Genomic DNA, 15,976 nt, shown 5'->3' on the forward strand with positions numbered 1-15,976 from the left:
CCCTATTATCTTCCGACAACGCCCATGCCGTTGATGATCTTGTCGAGCGTCTCGTCGACGACGGTAATCATGCGCGCGGATGCATTGTATGCCTGCTGAAACTGAATCATGTTTGTCATCTCTTCGTCGAGTGAGACGGAGCTGATAGAGTCGCGTCGGTTGGAGACCGAACCGAGCAGGACGGCAGAGCTTTCCGTCACGCGGATGGATTGCTGGCCTTGGACGCCTAGCTCACCGATGATGCTTGCATAGTAGGATTGGATGGTTGAGCCATTAAGCTTACTATTCGGATCCTTAATCTTATCGAATTGAATTCCGGCAAGCGCTTTTGCGTTTTCACCATTTCCAACTTCCGCAATTCCTGCATCTGAACTGGACGCCGCCAATAAGCCATTGTTCTCTTCAAAAGCTTTATCGACTTTTATATTTCCTGCATTAATTTGGGTACTTCCATCCTTTGTAATAAAGAAATCAGTTCCTTGAACCCCTTCCAGATCTGTTCCTTTTTTATGCTGGTCATTGAATGCCTTCGCAAATTCCTGCGCCATATCATTCAATTTCTGCAGCATATCAGGATATAAGCCCTTTACGTCATTTCCATCTGGATAGCCGTATGAAGCCACAAGGGATTTCAATTTGCCGGACTGCTGCATGTTGGAGACTTCAAGTTTACCTCCAGTCGCCTGGCCTTTTCCTGTAAACGTAAAGCCTGTCATCTTATCAGGCCCCGCCGGATCACCAGCAACCGCATCATCAATGGACATCTCCGCGTAGTCCTTGCCTTTAATAATTGTAATAGGACTTCCTGTTTCTTGTTTAATGCTGACCGTCACAGTCCCCTCAGCAATCGCCAGCGATTTGCCGCCTGTCTTTTCATAACTGACCTCAATCGGCACATAAGCCGACAGCTGATCCAGCAAAACATCGCGTGCATCATACAAGTCATTCGGCATATAGCCATTCGGCTCGACATCCGCAATCTGACGGTTAAGGTCCGCGATCTGGTTCATGATCGAATTGATTTCCTTTGTGGAAACACCAATTTCCTTGCCAAGATTATCTTGTATTTCAGTAAGTGATTTATGGATGTAGTTAAAGGAGTCAGCAACCGCCACACCACGTTCGACTGCGACAGCACGCGCTCCGCCATTCTCTGGACTTCCTGCAAGTACTTGCAGCGACGACCAAAACTCGCTCAAAGACTGCTGCAGGCCATACTTCGACGGCTCTGCAAAGACATCTTCCATCTGCTCGATCGCCTTCGATCTAGATTCCCAGTAGCCGAGTTTGTTCGATTCCTGACGGTACTGCTGGTCGACGAAAGAATCGCGGATACGCTGGATGGAGCCGGCTTCGACGCCTGTCCCGAGGAATCCTGGCATTGTGCCCGCATTCAATCCAACGCCTGGATACCCCGCAGTCGCCTGCATGTTGACACGCTGACGCGAATAGCCGAGCGTATTGGCGTTGCTGATATTATGTCCTGTCGTATAGAGAGCGGACTGCTGCGTATACAGTCCGCGTTTGTTCGTTTCAAGTCCCATGAATGTCGAGCGCATGGTGAGTGTTCCTCCTTAGGCCTGGGAGTCGAAGGTTGGAATGTCCTTCGTCTCTTTTCTGCCGGTGATTTCGTTTTTCGTATAGGTCGCCGTGTCGGTGCGCGGGCGGGCCATGTCCAGCGACAGATTCACGAATTGAAGGGATTGGTACGTCAGCTTCTGGTTCAGGTCGTTCTGCCATTTCAATTCATGAATCGCGTGCAGGAGACGGTCCTTCGCCTCCGTGAGGTGTTGTTTTTCGGCTTCTGGAGCTGCGTCGATCAGGTTTGTGATCGTCGGGCTGCCGGCAGGACGTCCTTGTCCCGCGAGGTAGGCCGAAACCGCTTTCTGGCGGTCAGCATCCATCTGGACGATGGCGGCTAAATGCGCCTGTTCGTCTTTCAAGAGCTGGTCGATGCCGATGATGTCGCCGCTTTTGATGAGGGCGGTTTTGTCATTCGCGATGCGAAGCAGGCTCTTATGCAGTTTTTCGAGGTTGTCTAAAATGGACAGAATCGTGTCGATGGACATGCGGGCCACCTGCTTTCATCATTTTTATTTTTTGAAGTGGTTAATCAGGTCGGAGGCGAGTGTTTCAGGATTGACTTGGTAGTCGCCTGATTGGATCTGCGCCTTGAGTTCCTGGACGCGTGAGCTGCGGGCTGCTTCAAACGGCGTGATTTCGGACAGCTGCTTTGCTTTTGATGAGATTTCGAGTTTATCCATTTTCATGTTGGCCTGTTCTTTCGCCTGTTCGGCTTTCAGTTGGTTGCTGCGGTACGGGTTGACCGGCTGGATGTTCATGTTGTTGTTGATTTTCATCTGGTCTCGCTCCTCTCTTTTATCGGTATCTGTTAGTGTAGCATATGTGGCCGGAATGCCAGGTGCAGCAGCACTCGGCATTGGAACACACCCAATATGCCTCTTGTACTTTATTTCGGCTCAAATTGGTGAACGTTTAGGGCCTTTTGTATGAATTCCCGGAACGGTTCGGTCGTTCTAGATACCAGGACTCGTGAGGGAGGTCTTTACCAGTTGTGATACAAAGAAACGAAAAACCGGCAGTCCGCAGAGGGATTACCGGTTCTTCTTCTGGTCTGCGAGGTAGGTGCCGCGGTCTGCTTCCGCAATCGATTCACGGAATTCCTGTGCGGCTTCGAACGTCCGCAGTTCTCGCTGCAGGTCATCTGTGCAACTCTCGCACAGCTTCCCTTTTGTCGTCAGCTTCCCGCAATTATCACACGGATACCCGAGATTCGGGAACAGCGCAGGCTGCAGTCGTCCTTTGCGCACCCATTTATGGAGCAGGGTCTCGGTGACGCCTGTCACTTCGACGATACGCTCGATCGACGCCGAGCGGTTCTCGCGCTTGCGCAGGAAGCGGTACACTTCCTCGTACAGCTTCTCTTCGTTGTTCGCGCACTTTGCGCACACTTCACGGACGCCGGTATAATTGAAAAAGTCTCCGCAGGACGGGCAATTTCGCAGTTCAGCCATTTCGTTCTCTCCTATCATGTTGTCGTCAGGCGCGGATCAAGGTGACCGCTTCGACGCGCACGGCTCCCGCTGCTTTCAGGACAGCCGCCGCGCGGTTCAGCGTCGTGCCGGTCGTGTAGATGTCATCGACGAGCACATACGCCAATGGATCAACCGCCGCACCTTCTTGTAATGTGAATAAATCCGTCATCGCGAGCCGCTCCTCCCGCGTCTTCTCCCCCATGACATCCGTCCCCGTCTTCTCGAGCAGGTGGACGAACGGGATCCCTGCCCGCTTCAGCAGTTCATCCACATGGGAAAAGGTGCGCTCGATCCTCTTTTCAGGATGCATAGGAATCGGGACAACGCGTTCCTTCCCTTTCAGCGCGATTCGCAGTTCCTCCTTGAACACATCCGCAAGCGCGATGTCCTGGAGGAACTTGTACTGGTGCAGGAACTCCCGCATGGCCCCGTTGTATGTATAGAGGGAATGGACGGCATCGAGCATCCCGCCTTCCTCTTTTATGTCGGCGCGCTCGAAGGAATTTGAACACGGTTCACAAATTGTCCGCGATTTTTCGATGCCGAGGAGCGCCTGCCACGACGGCCTTGCGCCTAGCGGCTGTTCGCAAAGGAGGCAGTTCATCCAGAATCGCCTCCCTTATTCAGCTGCAGGATCTCCCGCTTCGCGTCATCCATGGCGTATGTGATGCCGTTATGGAACAGGACGAAATCGCCGCCCGGATGCTGCGCTGACCTGCCGACGCGCCCGCCGATCTGGATAAGCGCGCCTTTGTCGAAGATCTGCTGCTCCGCCCCGACGACCGCCACCTGGACATTCGCAATCGTGATGCCGCGCTCCAGGATCGTCGTCGTCAGAAGCCCAGGCAGCTCCCCTTTGCGCAGCGCAACGACATGCTCTTTCCGGTCGGGATGAGCGGCATGCACCGAGCGGATCCGGCGGTCGAGCTTCTGAAATAAAGGCTTCGCCTGCTCCATGAGGGCAATTTCGTGGAAAAAGATGAGGAATGGCTCATTTTTATTGAGCCGCTCTTTCGTCCAATCCGCCAGCTTCTGAGGCAGCTTCCCTTTCGCAATCTGCTTCGCATAATTCCAAAGAGGATCAAAACGCGGAACCGGCAGCGGGTGTCCGTGGTAACGTCCGTCGATCGTCGAAACGGCGCCATTTTTTCTTACATTCGCAAGCAGGCCATCCGAAGGTGTCGCTGTCACAAAATGGACAGGCGCCCCCGGCTTCGCAGCTTTCTGCACCGCCTTCCGCAGCGTCTCGTCCGCCTTATACGGAAACGCATCCGCCTCGTCCACAAACACCGCATCGAACGCCTCCTTGAACCGGTACAGCTGATGCGTCGTCGCCAGCACAAGCTGCGCCGCATGCTCCTTCAGCTCCGCGCCGCCGTACAACGCCTCAATCGCCGTATCCGGAAACGCCGCCCGCAGCCGCGGCTCCAGTTCCAATATGACGTCCACCCGCGGCGCCGCCAGACAAACCCGCTTCCCCTCAGAAAGCAGCCGATGAATCGGCTCAAACAGAATCTCCGTCTTCCCCGCCCCGCACACCGCATGCACCAGATGCGGCCTAGAAAGCCGCGTACTCTCCGCCAGCTCCTCCGCCGCCTTCCGCTGCCGCTTCGTCAGCACACCTTCCCACGTAAGCTTATGTTCCCTTGGGAAATCAATCCGCTCACCGCTCCACACAACAAGCTCCGAACAACGCGACACCCGCCCCATCTTGAGGCAGTTCCGGCAATACACACAAGCCCCGCCGCACTTCGCGCAATCAAACTCCGTAAACTTCCCAGGATCCCGGTTCTCACACCGATTACACACAAACCGCGTCCCACTCAAAAAACCGGACGTGACCCGCACCCCCGGAACCACCTCCACAAACCCCTCCGCCACATGCCGATCCATCTCCCCACGCAAAAAAGGAGCGTGCACCCGCAGCCAAACCCGGCCATCCAAAAAATCCCTGACAGCAGGATCGAATGACTTCCCCACATGCATCACCCCTCTCCCTTATTATTTTTTTCATTTCTTTTCTTTTCTTTTCTTTTCTTTTCTTCTTTTAACCCCTCAGTGGTGGATTGGCAGCCTAGAACTCTCCAGCTGGCTGGAGTGGAGGGCGGCGACTCCAGCGGGAACAGCGCGAGCTGAAAGCCCCGCAGGAGCGAAGCGACGAGGAGATTGAAGCCGTGCCCGCGGAACGCGTCCGCCCGGAACGCAAGCCAGCGGCGCCGAAAGACTACTTCCCTGCCCGCTTCACCCAAGCCAAGCCGATCGCGCCTTCCCCGAGATGCGTCCCGATCACCGGGCCGAAATGGCTGATCGAAAACTCCACATCCGGCAGCCGCTCCGACAGCTCCTTCCGCCACACCCGCGCCTCCTCCGGCTGATTCGCATGTATAATCACCGCCTCCAGCGGCAACTTCGCATCATCCTCCGCCAGCATATCCGCAATCCGCTTCATCGCCTTCTTGCGCGTCCGGATCTTCTCAAACGGCTCAATCACCTTATCCTCAAAATGCAAAATCGGCTTCACCTGCAGCAACCCGCCAAGCAGCGCCGCCGCGCTCGACAACCGGCCGCCCCGCTGCAAATGCCCGAGATCATCCACCATGAAATACGCCCGCAGCGTCTTCTTCATCCCGCGCAGCTCGTCCATAATCAGCTCCGGGTCCACGCCCTTCTTCGCAAGCTCAGCCGCCCGCATCACATAAAACCCTTGCGCATAGCACGAAATCTCCGTATCGAACGGATACACATCGATTCCCTGCACCATCTCGCCCGCCTGCACCGCACCTGCGTACGTCCCGCTGATGCCGCTCGACAAATGGATCGAAATGACCGCATCATACCCGACCTCTTTCAGCGCCGTGTACAATTCCGCGAACCGTCCGACCGGCGGCTGGGACGTCTTCGGCAGCGGGCCGTTGCCGCGCACCTTCTCGTAGAAATCCTCCGTAGACAGGTCGATCTCCTCTTCATACGCCTTCCCGTCGATCGTGACGGAAAGGGGGATGACGCGGATGCCGTACTCATCTATCTGATCAGCCCGCAAATACGCGGTGCTGTCAGTCACAATTGCTGTTCTCAATAAAATCAACTCCCGCTTCCCATTCTACCTAATTATGCCGTAAATGAAAACGCGGAAACAAACGGTCATTCCAGTTCATACGCCCAGCGGTTCGCCTCTTGGGAAAATTCACCGAGCACATGCGGCGGAATGTCCAGGATCTTCGAGTAGAGCTCGATCCGGTCCCACTCGAACCGCTCCATCGAAGCCGCCAGCTGGAGGAACGGCGTGATATCCGTCCATTCGCCCTGGAGCGTCGCCGCGGCTTTCTCCGTGAACGGCACAAGCGCCAGCAGCTCCGGCCATTTCTTGTTCAGCATGACGTCCAGCAGCGAGAACATCCCGACGAGGAAGCATTCATCTGCGTTCGCCTGGCCTTTGTAGCCCGCGAGCAGCTCGCACAGTTTCGCCCGCGCAAGGGAATATGAGATGAGCGCCTTCACCCGGCCGCCTGACTGCTCGCCAAGTTCGCAAAGCGTCATCACCTGCATCCATTTCCGCGTCTCCTTCAGCCCGATCATGACGATCGCCTGCTGGATGGAAACGATTTTCGCCGGAACCTGGAACGCATGCATGTTCATGAAGCGCAGGAGCTTGAAGGACAGCGAGACATCCCTGCGGATCATGCCCGCGATCTCGCTGATGCTCGGCGTCGGCATGTTCAATTTCTCGAGGATCTGCAGATGCCAGGATAGATTCGCCGGGATTTCCTTCCCCGTGATGATTTCCGGCTCCGCGAAGAAGTAGCCTTGGAACAGCTCGTATCCGCCGGCGAGTGCTTCATCATATTGCGCGCGCGTCTCCACTTTCTCAGCGAGCATGCGGATATGCGGGTAGGCCTTCAGGAATTGGCGTATCCGTTTTCGTAGAGGAGCGTCCGAATGGAAGAAATCCACTTTGACGATGTCGATCATGTCGAACAGTGAGGTATGGACCATGTATTGTTCCTGCAGCACGAAATCATCGAGCGCGAAGACGAAGCCCTTCGCTTTTAATTCCCGCATGCGGGTCAGAAGGGACGGCGTGATTTCGACGTCCTCAAGGATTTCGATGACCATCCGGTCGGGACGGAAACTCGTAAAAATATCTTGTGTCAATAGTTCGCCCGTGAAGTTGATGAAGGATTTGGTGCCACCGGATACTTTGTCGATGCCGATCGTCATGAAACTATTGACGAGCAGCCGGATCGTCGCCTTCTCCGGCTCGATCATCGGGAAACGGTTTTGCATGCTGTTGCGATATAACAGCTCATAGCCGTAGATATTTCCTTTGCGATCGAGAATCGGCTGCCTGCCGACAAAAATATTCTGGCTCAATTCCCTTCACCTCCCATTTTTAGTAGTATACCAAAATGCGACTTTGTTCACCATGCTTTTTAGGTAATTGTTCATGAGAATTCGAAACTTCCAGGTTGGGATATGTCGGATGATAGAATTGCCTGCCTGAAAATGCTATGTTAAAGGTATCTGGAAATGGGAAGGGGTTAATTGGAATGAAACATATACTGTATGTGCAGGAGGGGCATCTGGCGTTCGTCGCGCTCAACCGGCCGGAGGCGATGAATGCGCTCTCCTATGATCTGCTGGCGGAGCTCGGGCAGGTGATCGAGTCGATCCGCATCAATCCGGACATCCGGGTCGTCATCTTTTCGGGAACCGGCGAGAAGGCGTTCTGCGTGGGGGCGGATCTGAAGGAGCGCAAGTCGCTGACGGAGCAGCAGGTGAAGCGGAATCTGTATAAGACCGGGGAAGTGTTCACGGCGATCGACAATCTGCCGCAGCCGACCATCGCCATGCTGGACGGCTATGCGCTCGGGGGCGGGCTGGAACTTGCGCTCGCCTGTGATTTCCGGGTGGCGTCGGAGCGCGCCGTCGTCGGCCTTACCGAAACAGGGCTCGCAATCATTCCGGGCGCGGGCGGCACGCAGCGTCTGCCGCGGCTCGTCGGCGAGAATAAAGCGCTCGAGCTGATTCTGACAGCACGCCGCTTGAAGGCACAGGAAGCAATGGCTTGCGGGCTCTTGACGAAAGTCGTCCATTCCGAAAATCTCGTCGAAGAGACGAAAGCGTTCGCGGAACTGATGCTCCAGAACGGACCGATTGCGCTGCAGCAGGCGAAGTTCGCCGTGAAACACGGCATGAACGCGGATCTGCAGACGGGGCTCGCGATCGAGCGGAAAGCGTATGAAGTGACGATCCCGACCGAGGACCGCATCGAGGCGCTGCAGGCGTTTTCGGAGAAGCGGAAGCCGGAGTTTAAAGGAAAATGATGTGGAAGAGCGCCTGCCATGGGCGCTCTTTTTCGTTCAGATCTGATCCGACGTATAGGTCTGCCGCCTCGTCTTCTGCTGCGCCGCTTCCCAGGAAGTGATAAGTTCCCCGGTGATCCGCCCTGCTTCTTCAAGGGATGCACCCGACCTCGTGAGCTGCGCAGTGACGATCAGCTGGTTCAGGTAGACATAGAGCGTAAAGAGCCGCTCACCCTCCTCCGTTTTCCGGTTCGGCGTCGCCAGCAGTTCGAACAGCAATTCCTGGCCCTGCCGCAGCATTTCCTTCTTCTCTAGCGCGCCTGCTCCTTCCAGGCACGCATCGATGTTCCGGCTGAGCGCTTTCAGCAGAAGGATGACATATTCAATTTTCGGGAGGGTCGATGCATTCGTTTCCCGGTAGATGCGTGCTGCATGGTTAAAATTCACGATGGTTCACTCCGGAGCCTTTTTCTTTTCTATCGGCAGATTGGGGTTTCATTTCAATAAAAATGCGCCGATATAGAAAGGGATAGGTGAAATTACTGTAAATGGGGTGACTATATGCGCATACATAGCCAGGAGCAGATTGCGTTTTCGATGAACCGCTCCCAGCGCAACACGGCGCAGATCGAGAAGAGCCTGCTGAAGCTCGGTTCGGGGAAAACGATCGCGAAAGGCGCAGACAACGCATCGGGGCTGTCGATTTCGGAAACGATGCGTGCGCAGATCCGCGGCATTTCCCGCGCTCAAAGCAATATGCAGGACGGCCTCTCGGTTCTAGAAGCGTCGAACGAAGGGCTGAACAACGTCAACGGCCTTCTTCAGCGGGCGCGGGAGCTGGCAGTGCAGACGGCGAACGGCACACTGACGGAAAGTGACCGGACAGCTGCGCAGACGGAACTGGATGAACTGATGGGCGCGATCAACGATACGTCCGAGAAACTCGAGTTCAATACGAAGCAGATCCTCGGGGACCGTGCGCCGATCGTACTACATGTCGGAGCAAATCCAGGCCAGCAGATGAAGATCGATACGATCGATGTGAGCACGGACAAGCTGTTCGGTGCAGACGTCAAGCTCTCCATCAGTTCCCAGGAAGACGCCGAAGCGATGATCACCAAAGTCGACAACGCCATCAAAACCGTCTCCGGGCACCTGACGAAAGTCGGCTCGCAGATGGAATCGATCGAGCATCATCTGGCAAACGCGCTCGTCTTCGAGAACAACTTGACGAAATCGCTGTCGATGCTCGAAGACACCGATATGGCGAAGGAAATGATGAATTTCGTCAGTCTCGACATCCGGCAGAAGGGCGACCATCTGCTTGTGAACCAGATGAACCAGAACGTCCAGAATGTGCTGGGCCTGTTGAAGTGATTGGACACCGTGGCGACACGGTGTCTTTTTGCATGCAGCATCACGGTCTATAGGCAACTTGGACAATCTTCGGTTCGCCGTTCTTTTCAAACGTCGCAAACGGCTGCATGCCGATTTTTCAGCGACTTTCTGCGACGCCCTATTAGCTAAAGTCGTGTAAGAGTAGATTTCGGAGTACCCGAGGACCGTGAATGCATAGTCCTTGCAGGCCGCCGCTGCTTCTGTGGCGTATCCTTGGTTCTCGTATTCCTTTCGTATATGGAAGCCGATTTCAGGCAGCCGCCTCCCATCGATGTCCTGCATCGTGATGCCGCAGTCGCCGATGAATGTATTATCCTCTTTCAGGACAACCGCCCATAACCCGTGATTGTATTGCTGGTAGTTGTTCACATTCCAGGTGATCCACGCCTTCACCTTCTCCTGGTCAAAAGGATGCGGGTAATAGCGCATTGACTCCGGATCAGAAAGGACCTTCGCCAGCTCATGCTAATCTTCCATCCGCAGCTCCCTGAGGTAAAGCCGCTCGGTTTCAATTATTTTCATGTTCCTCATCCCCTCATGATGCAGCGGCACAAAAAAGGACACTCAACAATCTAGTGTCCCAAAGTTCTGCTGATTCTTGTCAGGCAGCTCACTATTTCCGTTCTGCCTGCTGCGTAATTAATCCTGCATTCCCGCACCGCGGCGAATCCGCAACAAGACGCGCCGCCCTCGCCACAGTAAGCAAAATGTTCGTCGCCCCCTGCCGGTCGGCTTCGTGGCTCGCCCGGATATACGGGCTGTGCTGTTCATTGACGATATATTGGGGCGGCAGTTCGTTGAGCGCAATCGCCATGATGTCGTGTTGGCAGCGCTCACAATCGCATGAAAGATGAAGGTCCTTTTTGTTTTTATTCAGGACATCGCGTACGACATCTTCCATGACATTGTAAATTCCCATGTAGTTCCCTCCAGCCATTCCCTGTGTGCTATATCCTTATTGTACCACTGCTTCCCTGATTAGGGGAAAGTTTTTCCACAATGAGAAAAGGGCAGCTGCGCGCTGCCCTCTTGTCATTGCATGCGAATCCCGTAAAACCGCTTGACGAGCCCATCTTCCTCTTCTACGTCCATCGCCCTTAGCGAACGCTTCCCCGTCCTGCGGTCAAGCATGGCGAGCGCCCGGATGAACGGATGGGCATGGCTTCGCGCACCTGCAATCGGCATCTGGACATAGTCGAACAACAGTCGCACAACAGTCGCACAATCTCCCATGCCGGATAGCAGCCCGCTTCCCGCGTCTCCGTTTCCGCATCGTCATAGGCGGCGTGGAGCTCCTTCAGCTCAGCCGAAGCGAAAAGGGCTTCCCAGTCTCCGTCCCATTTGAGCGGGTCGATCGCGCGCTCTTCGCTCAACTCGCCGCCCCGTTCATTCACCCGCAAGTCGTAAGGAATATCCGAAGCGCGGAAAATCTCCTCGCCGTCCAGCGTGATGCGAAGCGTCGCGGTACGGTCATGGCTTTTCCGGTGCACCGTCACGTCGTACTTCACGCGTCCTTTCAGCTCTTCGCACAGGAAGCCTTCCGCCAGCTGCTTCAGCTTCGTCCACCTCATGCGCGCTGCGGGCTCCATTCCTCCCGCAGCATCCCCATCCGGATCGAGTCATAATAGACGCCGTTCCAGAAGCGGACTTTCCGGATGCGGGCTTCCATCGTCATGCCGAGCTTCTCCGCGACGCGGATCATGCGCTCGTTGCCCGACCACGTCGTGAGGCCGACGCGGACGAGCGGTTTTTCATTGAATAAATGATCAATCCACATCGTGAGCGCTTTCGTCCCGTACCCGCCGCTCCAGTAGGCCGGCTCGTAAATGACGATGCCCATCTCGAGCCAGAGCGACGGCTTATGCTCCCAGTAATAGCTGACGATGCCGATGAAGGCGCCGCCTGCCTCGATCGCCCAGATGTCGTCCTGCTGAACGAAATTCTCTTTCCGCTCAAGAAACGTCTCATAGGGAATCGCTTTATGCGGATAATACGGCGCGTCCCATTTTTTCCACTCGGGGTCCTCTTCCTTAAACGCGAGTTCCCACATGCGCGGCAAATCTTCTTCTGTGATCGGCCTGATCGTGACGTTATCGTTTGTATAGGTCAAATTCATTCTCCGGTTCTTATAGGTATTTCGCGAACCAGCCCGTGATCTCGTCCAACCGGTCGATGCGCAAGTTCGGCGTGCCGGTCCGCGATAGGTTGTGGTCCGCATCCGGGAAACGGACGAATTCCGTCTCCTTGCCCATGCTTTTCAGTGTGATATACAGCTGTTCCGCCTGCTCGATCGGGCAGCGGAAGTCCTTTTCGGAATGAAGGATCAAGAGCGGCGTCTCGACATTCTCCGCGTATTTCAGCGGCGAGTGTTTCCACAGCTTGTCGACGTCTTTCATATCGGACAGGATCTGCCACTCGCTGAAGTAATAGCCGATGTCCGACACGCCGAAGAAGCTGATCCAGTTGCAGATCGAGCGCTGCGTGACGGCCGCCTTGAAGCGGTCCGTATGGCCGACGATCCAGTTCGTCATGAAGCCGCCGTAGCTGCCGCCCGTGACGCCGAGCTTGTCTTCGTCGATCCAGCTGTTCTCTTCCAGCGCGTAGTCGACCGCCGCCATGATATCCTCGTAGTCGCCGCCGCCATAATCGCCGCGCACCGCGTCGACGAACTCCTGGCTGTAGCCGTGGCTGCCGCGCGGGTTGATGTACAGCACGCCCCATCCTTGTGCTGCTAATAGCTGCATCTCATGGAAGAACGAGTTCCCGTACATCGCATGCGGGCCGCCGTGGACGTTGACGACGAGCGGATATGTCTTGCCGTCTTCAAATCCCGCCGGTTTCATGAGCCAGCCGTGGACATCCCAGTCATTGTGCCCTTTGAACTGGATCGCTTCCGGTTTCACAAGCTCCGTTTCTTCGAGGTACGTTTGATTGAATGAAGTGAGGGCCTCGCGCTCGCCCGTCGCGATCGTCATCTTATACAATTCGCCCGGGTTCACCGGATTGCTCACCGCCAGAAGCGCAAACGTGCCGTCTTCCGAAATATCGTAGCCGTACACATGCTCATCTTCAGGAGACGCCGGATACACTTCGCCGTCCAGCGTCGCGAAGTACAGGCGCACGTCGCCCATCGCCGACAGCTGGAAGTACAGCTGGTCATGCTTCGTCCAGACCGCAGCCGGCGCATACGCCCCTTGCTGATGGTCCGCAACGACCGCATCCCCGATCGGCGCATCGATGCTTTCCGTCACGTTCAGGCGGTTGCCGCGGTGCGTGTCGAACACATACAGGCTGCTGTGCGTCGCATTCTGGAACGCGCGGTCCGAGCCGGCGAACGCGATATAGCGGTCATCATGCGAGAATGTCGCGCCGCCGTAATAGCCTTCCTCGTCGATGACGACCGTCTCCTCTTTCGTCTCGATGTCAATGAGGTACAGCGGCTGGCGGAATTCCCGGTCGAGGTTGTCTTTGCGGTTCACCCCGATGACGATCTTCTTGCCGTCATGCGAAACCGCCTCAAGCCCATGCTGGTAGTCGCCTTCCGTGAATTGCGTCACTTCGTCCGTTTTCAGATCGACGACGCCGACCTGGCGGAACACATCTTGCGGCAAGAGCCCGACGCCATCCGCTTTGTACTTCATCTTCGTCACGCGGTACGGCTCCGGCTTCTTCTTGTCATCCTTCTCTTCCTTGTCCGTGAACGTCTTGCCTTGCTTCACGGCGCCGTTGATCCAGATCTTCGTGCCGCACGGCGACCAGACAAAACCGGATACGCCCTTCTCAAAATCCGTCACCTTGCGCGCCTCGCCGCCTTTTGCGGACAGCACATACAGCTGGTTCTTCTCATCACGGTTCGACAGGAACGCAAGCTGCACGCCATCCGCGGACCACGCGGGCTGCATCGCGCGCTGCTTTCCATGCGTCCACTGCGTAATCTCGTTCGTCTCGAGATCGATATGGAACAGATTCGAATAATACTTGTTGTCGTCCTTGTCGATATGCGTCTTCACGAATACCGCTTCCTTGCCATTCGGCGCGATATGCGGGTCCGTCACCGACTGCAATGTATAGAGATCGTCCACTTTTACCTTTTCCATGTTCATTCCCCCAATCTTTTTCTCCTCTACATATTTCGACAGTCGTAGTAAATCTCCTTCTTTGATGATGAAAAATTTTTATTGCTTCGATTTCAAGCAGCGTTGCTTACTTCGTCATGCCGGTTGCTTAGTTTCATATCGCTGTTGCTTACTTTCGCACAGTTATTGCTTACTAGGAACCGTCATTGCTCACTTTTCGGCTTTATTGCTTACTTATCAGATAAAAAAACGCTGCTCCCGGCCATCCAGCCGAAAACAGCGTCTCCTTATTTCATCCCATTCGCCTTCACTTGGTCTTTCAAGCTGCGGCGCAAGATCTTGCCGGTCGTATTCTTCGGCAGTTCCGCTAGAAACTCGATCGTCTCCGGCACTTTGTACTTCGCCAGCTTCCCTGCGCAGAACGCCTTCAGCTGCTCTTCATCAACGGAAGACCCTTCTTTCAGTACGACAAACGCCTGCACTTCCTCGCCGAAATCCGGATCCGGCACGCCGACGACCGCGGCTTCGACGACATCCGGGTGCGCGAACAGCACTTCCTCGACTTCGCGCGGATAGACGTTATAGCCGCCTACGATGATCAAATCCTTTTTACGGTCGACGATATAGAAGTAGCCGTCCTCGTCCTGTTTTGCAAGGTCACCCGTGTAAAGCCAGCCGTCACGAATAGCGACCGCGGTCTCTTCCGGCATTTTGTAGTAGCCTTTCATGACATTCGGGCCTTGGACGATGAGTTCGCCGACTTCCCCGCACGGCACTTCATCCCCAAATTCGTCCACCACTTTGTTGACGACATTGACGATGTTCGTACCGATCGAGCCCGGCACCCGGTCGCGGTCGAGCGGGTTGAAGCACGTGACCGGCGACGCTTCGGACAGGCCGTACCCTTCCGAGATGCGCGTGCTGAACTTGTCCTCGAAGTTGTGGAGCAGCGCGACCGGAAGCGACGAACCGCCTGAGATCGCAAGCCGGATCGTGCTGAAATCAGCAGGGTCCCCGTCCGGATACTGGTACAGGAAGTTGAACATCGTCGGAACGCCCGCAAACACGGTCGCCTTCTGTTCCTTGATCGTCTGGAATACATCACGCGGGCTGAATCTCGGAATGAGCAGCACCGTCGCCCCTTTCAGCAGCGGCGCATTCACGACGACCGTGAGCGCGAACACGTGGAACACAGGCAGCGTCGCGACAATGCGGTCATTCTCCGAGAACCCGAGATAATCGCCGACATCACGCGCATTCGAATACAGATTCTTATGCGTCAGCATCGCGCCTTTCGGATACCCGGTCGTCCCCGACGTATACAAAATGACAGCGGTTTCATTCTCATCAACAGAAACCGGCTCAAGATCCGGGCGGCCCGTCATGATGAACTGCGAGAACGGATGGACTTTCTCCTTCACCGCGTCCGGCAGCGCCATCATCTTCTCAAGGGCATCGGGCGCCGTTTCGCAGATGATGTAATCGTGGATCGACGGGAATCCGGCGGCCGCCTTCTCGACTAACGGCAGGAGCGCATCCAGCGCAATGACCGCCTTCGCGTCACTGTTATGTAGGATATACGAAATCTCATCCGGCGAATAGATCGGATTGACCGGAATCGCCGTCGCGCCGATCCGCATCGTAGCATACAGCGAAATGAGGAAATGCGGCGTGTTTCCGAGCAATAGCGCCACGTGGTCCCCTCGGCCAATGCCGATCTCCTGCAGAGCGCCTGCGAACATCGACACCGACTGATCGAATTCCGCATACGACGTGTCTTTCCCCATGAAGTGATACGCGGTCTTGCCCGGCTGTGATTTCGCAGTCTCGTGGACCCGCATGACTAAATTCATGTAAACTCCCCCTTTTGCGTTTTGAATGAATACTCATTCATTTCTCACCTCTATTATTATATAAGAAAAATTTAGATTTTACAATGCTATTGGGTGTGATTTTCCTGAATAGGGGTGGGTTTATTAGATTAAAAGAAGGAATCACGAGTTCATCTCGGCAGAAACTGAGCAGATAAACCCGAGCACGCCCTCCTCATTGCTTCCTATCCAGCCTGCATTGCGCACTTTACAGCAATGTTGCTTCGTTTTGGAGCGCCGTTGCTTACTTTGACGGCCCGATTGCTTCCTAC

General features: G+C 55.2%; 17 protein-coding genes and 1 pseudogene. 2 read left to right on the forward strand and 16 right to left on the reverse strand.

Translation table 11 applies throughout. The features are described from left to right. Window positions 1-5 precede the first annotated feature (5 nt). The 8 genes from flgK to ACZ5FK_RS05775 form a co-directional block, all read right to left on the reverse strand. Window positions 6-1,559 (reverse strand): flagellar hook-associated protein FlgK, encoded by a 1,554-nt coding sequence (gene flgK, locus ACZ5FK_RS05740; RefSeq protein ID WP_464806947.1) that lies wholly within the window; start codon window positions 1,557-1,559, stop codon window positions 6-8. Between the two features lie 15 nt (window positions 1,560-1,574). Continuing rightward, complete coding sequence (locus ACZ5FK_RS05745) at window positions 1,575-2,069, reverse strand: flagellar protein FlgN (RefSeq protein WP_464806948.1); 495 nt, start codon at window positions 2,067-2,069, stop codon at window positions 1,575-1,577. Between the two features lie 24 nt (window positions 2,070-2,093). Next, window positions 2,094-2,360, reverse strand: coding sequence for a flagellar biosynthesis anti-sigma factor FlgM (flgM, locus tag ACZ5FK_RS05750; protein ID WP_464806949.1), 267 nt, complete (start codon window positions 2,358-2,360; stop codon window positions 2,094-2,096). A 255-nt stretch (window positions 2,361-2,615) separates the two neighbouring features. Further along, window positions 2,616-3,035: a TIGR03826 family flagellar region protein gene (locus ACZ5FK_RS05755; protein WP_464806950.1), complete on the reverse strand. Its 420-nt coding sequence runs from the start codon at window positions 3,033-3,035 to the stop codon at window positions 2,616-2,618. Window positions 3,036-3,060: 25 nt separating this feature from the next. After that, window positions 3,061-3,660, reverse strand: coding sequence for a ComF family protein (locus tag ACZ5FK_RS05760; protein ID WP_464806951.1), 600 nt, complete (start codon window positions 3,658-3,660; stop codon window positions 3,061-3,063). Next, the gene (locus tag ACZ5FK_RS05765; protein ID WP_464806952.1) at window positions 3,657-5,042 is read right to left on the reverse strand and encodes an ATP-dependent helicase ComFA; all 1,386 of its coding nucleotides are present in this window, start codon (window positions 5,040-5,042) and stop codon (window positions 3,657-3,659) included. Before ACZ5FK_RS05765 ends, ACZ5FK_RS05760 begins: the two co-directional genes overlap by 4 nt. Before the next feature lie 238 nt (window positions 5,043-5,280). Next, window positions 5,281-6,132 (reverse strand): DegV family protein, encoded by an 852-nt coding sequence (locus ACZ5FK_RS05770; protein WP_464806953.1) that lies wholly within the window; start codon window positions 6,130-6,132, stop codon window positions 5,281-5,283. Window positions 6,133-6,197: 65 nt separating this feature from the next. After that, window positions 6,198-7,427 carry an EAL and HDOD domain-containing protein gene (locus tag ACZ5FK_RS05775; RefSeq protein WP_464806954.1) on the reverse strand — a complete coding sequence of 410 codons (1,230 nt, stop codon included), beginning with the start codon at window positions 7,425-7,427 and terminating at the stop codon, window positions 6,198-6,200. 176 nt (window positions 7,428-7,603) lie between these two features. Between ACZ5FK_RS05775 and ACZ5FK_RS05780 the strand changes: the two genes are divergently transcribed. Further along, window positions 7,604-8,380: an enoyl-CoA hydratase-related protein gene (locus ACZ5FK_RS05780; protein WP_464806955.1), complete on the forward strand. Its 777-nt coding sequence runs from the start codon at window positions 7,604-7,606 to the stop codon at window positions 8,378-8,380. A gap of 36 nt (window positions 8,381-8,416) precedes the next feature. On the opposite strand, the gene ACZ5FK_RS05785 is transcribed toward ACZ5FK_RS05780, so the two are convergent. Continuing rightward, a complete protein-coding gene (locus ACZ5FK_RS05785; RefSeq protein ID WP_464806956.1) occupies window positions 8,417-8,806 on the reverse strand; it encodes a flagellar protein FliS in 390 nt (129 codons plus the stop codon). 114 nt (window positions 8,807-8,920) lie between these two features. Here ACZ5FK_RS05785 and ACZ5FK_RS05790 point away from each other — a divergent pair, with 114 nt between their 5' ends. Continuing rightward, window positions 8,921-9,736 carry a flagellin gene (locus ACZ5FK_RS05790; RefSeq protein WP_464806957.1) on the forward strand — a complete coding sequence of 272 codons (816 nt, stop codon included), beginning with the start codon at window positions 8,921-8,923 and terminating at the stop codon, window positions 9,734-9,736. Between the two features lie 171 nt (window positions 9,737-9,907). Here the strand turns inward: ACZ5FK_RS05790 and ACZ5FK_RS05795 are convergent. The 7 genes and pseudogenes from ACZ5FK_RS05795 to ACZ5FK_RS05825 form a co-directional block, all read right to left on the reverse strand. Beyond that, window positions 9,908-10,186 (reverse strand): annotated as a pseudogene (locus ACZ5FK_RS05795) (GNAT family N-acetyltransferase); the annotation flags it as partial. Between the two features lie 184 nt (window positions 10,187-10,370). Beyond that, a complete protein-coding gene (locus tag ACZ5FK_RS05800; RefSeq protein ID WP_464806958.1) occupies window positions 10,371-10,676 on the reverse strand; it encodes a late competence development ComFB family protein in 306 nt (101 codons plus the stop codon). Window positions 10,677-10,789: 113 nt separating this feature from the next. Then, window positions 10,790-10,903, reverse strand: a complete 114-nt coding sequence (locus tag ACZ5FK_RS05805; RefSeq protein WP_464807375.1) for a hypothetical protein — start codon at window positions 10,901-10,903, stop codon at window positions 10,790-10,792. Then, window positions 10,855-11,328 carry an SF0329 family protein gene (locus ACZ5FK_RS05810; RefSeq protein ID WP_464806959.1) on the reverse strand — a complete coding sequence of 158 codons (474 nt, stop codon included), beginning with the start codon at window positions 11,326-11,328 and terminating at the stop codon, window positions 10,855-10,857. The genes ACZ5FK_RS05805 and ACZ5FK_RS05810 overlap by 49 nt, the downstream gene beginning before the upstream one ends. After that, on the reverse strand, window positions 11,325-11,807 hold the full coding sequence (locus ACZ5FK_RS05815) for a GNAT family N-acetyltransferase (protein ID WP_464807376.1): 483 nt from the start codon (window positions 11,805-11,807) through the stop codon (window positions 11,325-11,327). Before ACZ5FK_RS05815 ends, ACZ5FK_RS05810 begins: the two co-directional genes overlap by 4 nt. 76 nt (window positions 11,808-11,883) lie before the next feature. Continuing rightward, window positions 11,884-13,860: a S9 family peptidase gene (locus ACZ5FK_RS05820; protein ID WP_464806960.1), complete on the reverse strand. Its 1,977-nt coding sequence runs from the start codon at window positions 13,858-13,860 to the stop codon at window positions 11,884-11,886. A 260-nt stretch (window positions 13,861-14,120) separates the two neighbouring features. Next, window positions 14,121-15,686, reverse strand: a complete 1,566-nt coding sequence (locus tag ACZ5FK_RS05825) for a fatty acid--CoA ligase family protein (protein ID WP_464806961.1) — start codon at window positions 15,684-15,686, stop codon at window positions 14,121-14,123. Between the last annotated feature and the right edge of the window lie 290 nt (window positions 15,687-15,976).

It is taken from the genome of Sporosarcina sp. GTC18466, assembly GCF_055389225.1.

Excerpts from the sequence above, each read along its gene's own strand:
- ACZ5FK_RS05780 (WP_464806955.1), top strand. The coding sequence starts at position 7,604 with ATGAAACATATACTGTATGTGCAGGAGGGGCATCTGGCGTTCGTCGCG.
- ACZ5FK_RS05755 (WP_464806950.1), bottom strand. The coding sequence starts at position 3,035 with ATGGCTGAACTGCGAAATTGCCCGTCCTGCGGAGACTTTTTCAATTAT.
- ACZ5FK_RS05800 (WP_464806958.1), bottom strand. The coding sequence starts at position 10,676 with ATGGGAATTTACAATGTCATGGAAGATGTCGTACGCGATGTCCTGAAT.
- ACZ5FK_RS05745 (WP_464806948.1), bottom strand. The coding sequence starts at position 2,069 with ATGTCCATCGACACGATTCTGTCCATTTTAGACAACCTCGAAAAACTG.
- flgK (WP_464806947.1), bottom strand. The coding sequence starts at position 1,559 with ATGCGCTCGACATTCATGGGACTTGAAACGAACAAACGCGGACTGTAT.
- ACZ5FK_RS05820 (WP_464806960.1), bottom strand. The coding sequence starts at position 13,860 with ATGAACATGGAAAAGGTAAAAGTGGACGATCTCTATACATTGCAGTCG.
- ACZ5FK_RS05815 (WP_464807376.1), bottom strand. The coding sequence starts at position 11,807 with ATGTGGGAACTCGCGTTTAAGGAAGAGGACCCCGAGTGGAAAAAATGG.
- ACZ5FK_RS05765 (WP_464806952.1), bottom strand. The coding sequence starts at position 5,042 with ATGCATGTGGGGAAGTCATTCGATCCTGCTGTCAGGGATTTTTTGGAT.
- ACZ5FK_RS05790 (WP_464806957.1), top strand. The coding sequence starts at position 8,921 with ATGCGCATACATAGCCAGGAGCAGATTGCGTTTTCGATGAACCGCTCC.
- ACZ5FK_RS05825 (WP_464806961.1), bottom strand. The coding sequence starts at position 15,686 with ATGAATTTAGTCATGCGGGTCCACGAGACTGCGAAATCACAGCCGGGC.
- ACZ5FK_RS05810 (WP_464806959.1), bottom strand. The coding sequence starts at position 11,328 with ATGAGGTGGACGAAGCTGAAGCAGCTGGCGGAAGGCTTCCTGTGCGAA.
- ACZ5FK_RS05760 (WP_464806951.1), bottom strand. The coding sequence starts at position 3,660 with ATGAACTGCCTCCTTTGCGAACAGCCGCTAGGCGCAAGGCCGTCGTGG.
- flgM (WP_464806949.1), bottom strand. The coding sequence starts at position 2,360 with ATGAAAATCAACAACAACATGAACATCCAGCCGGTCAACCCGTACCGC.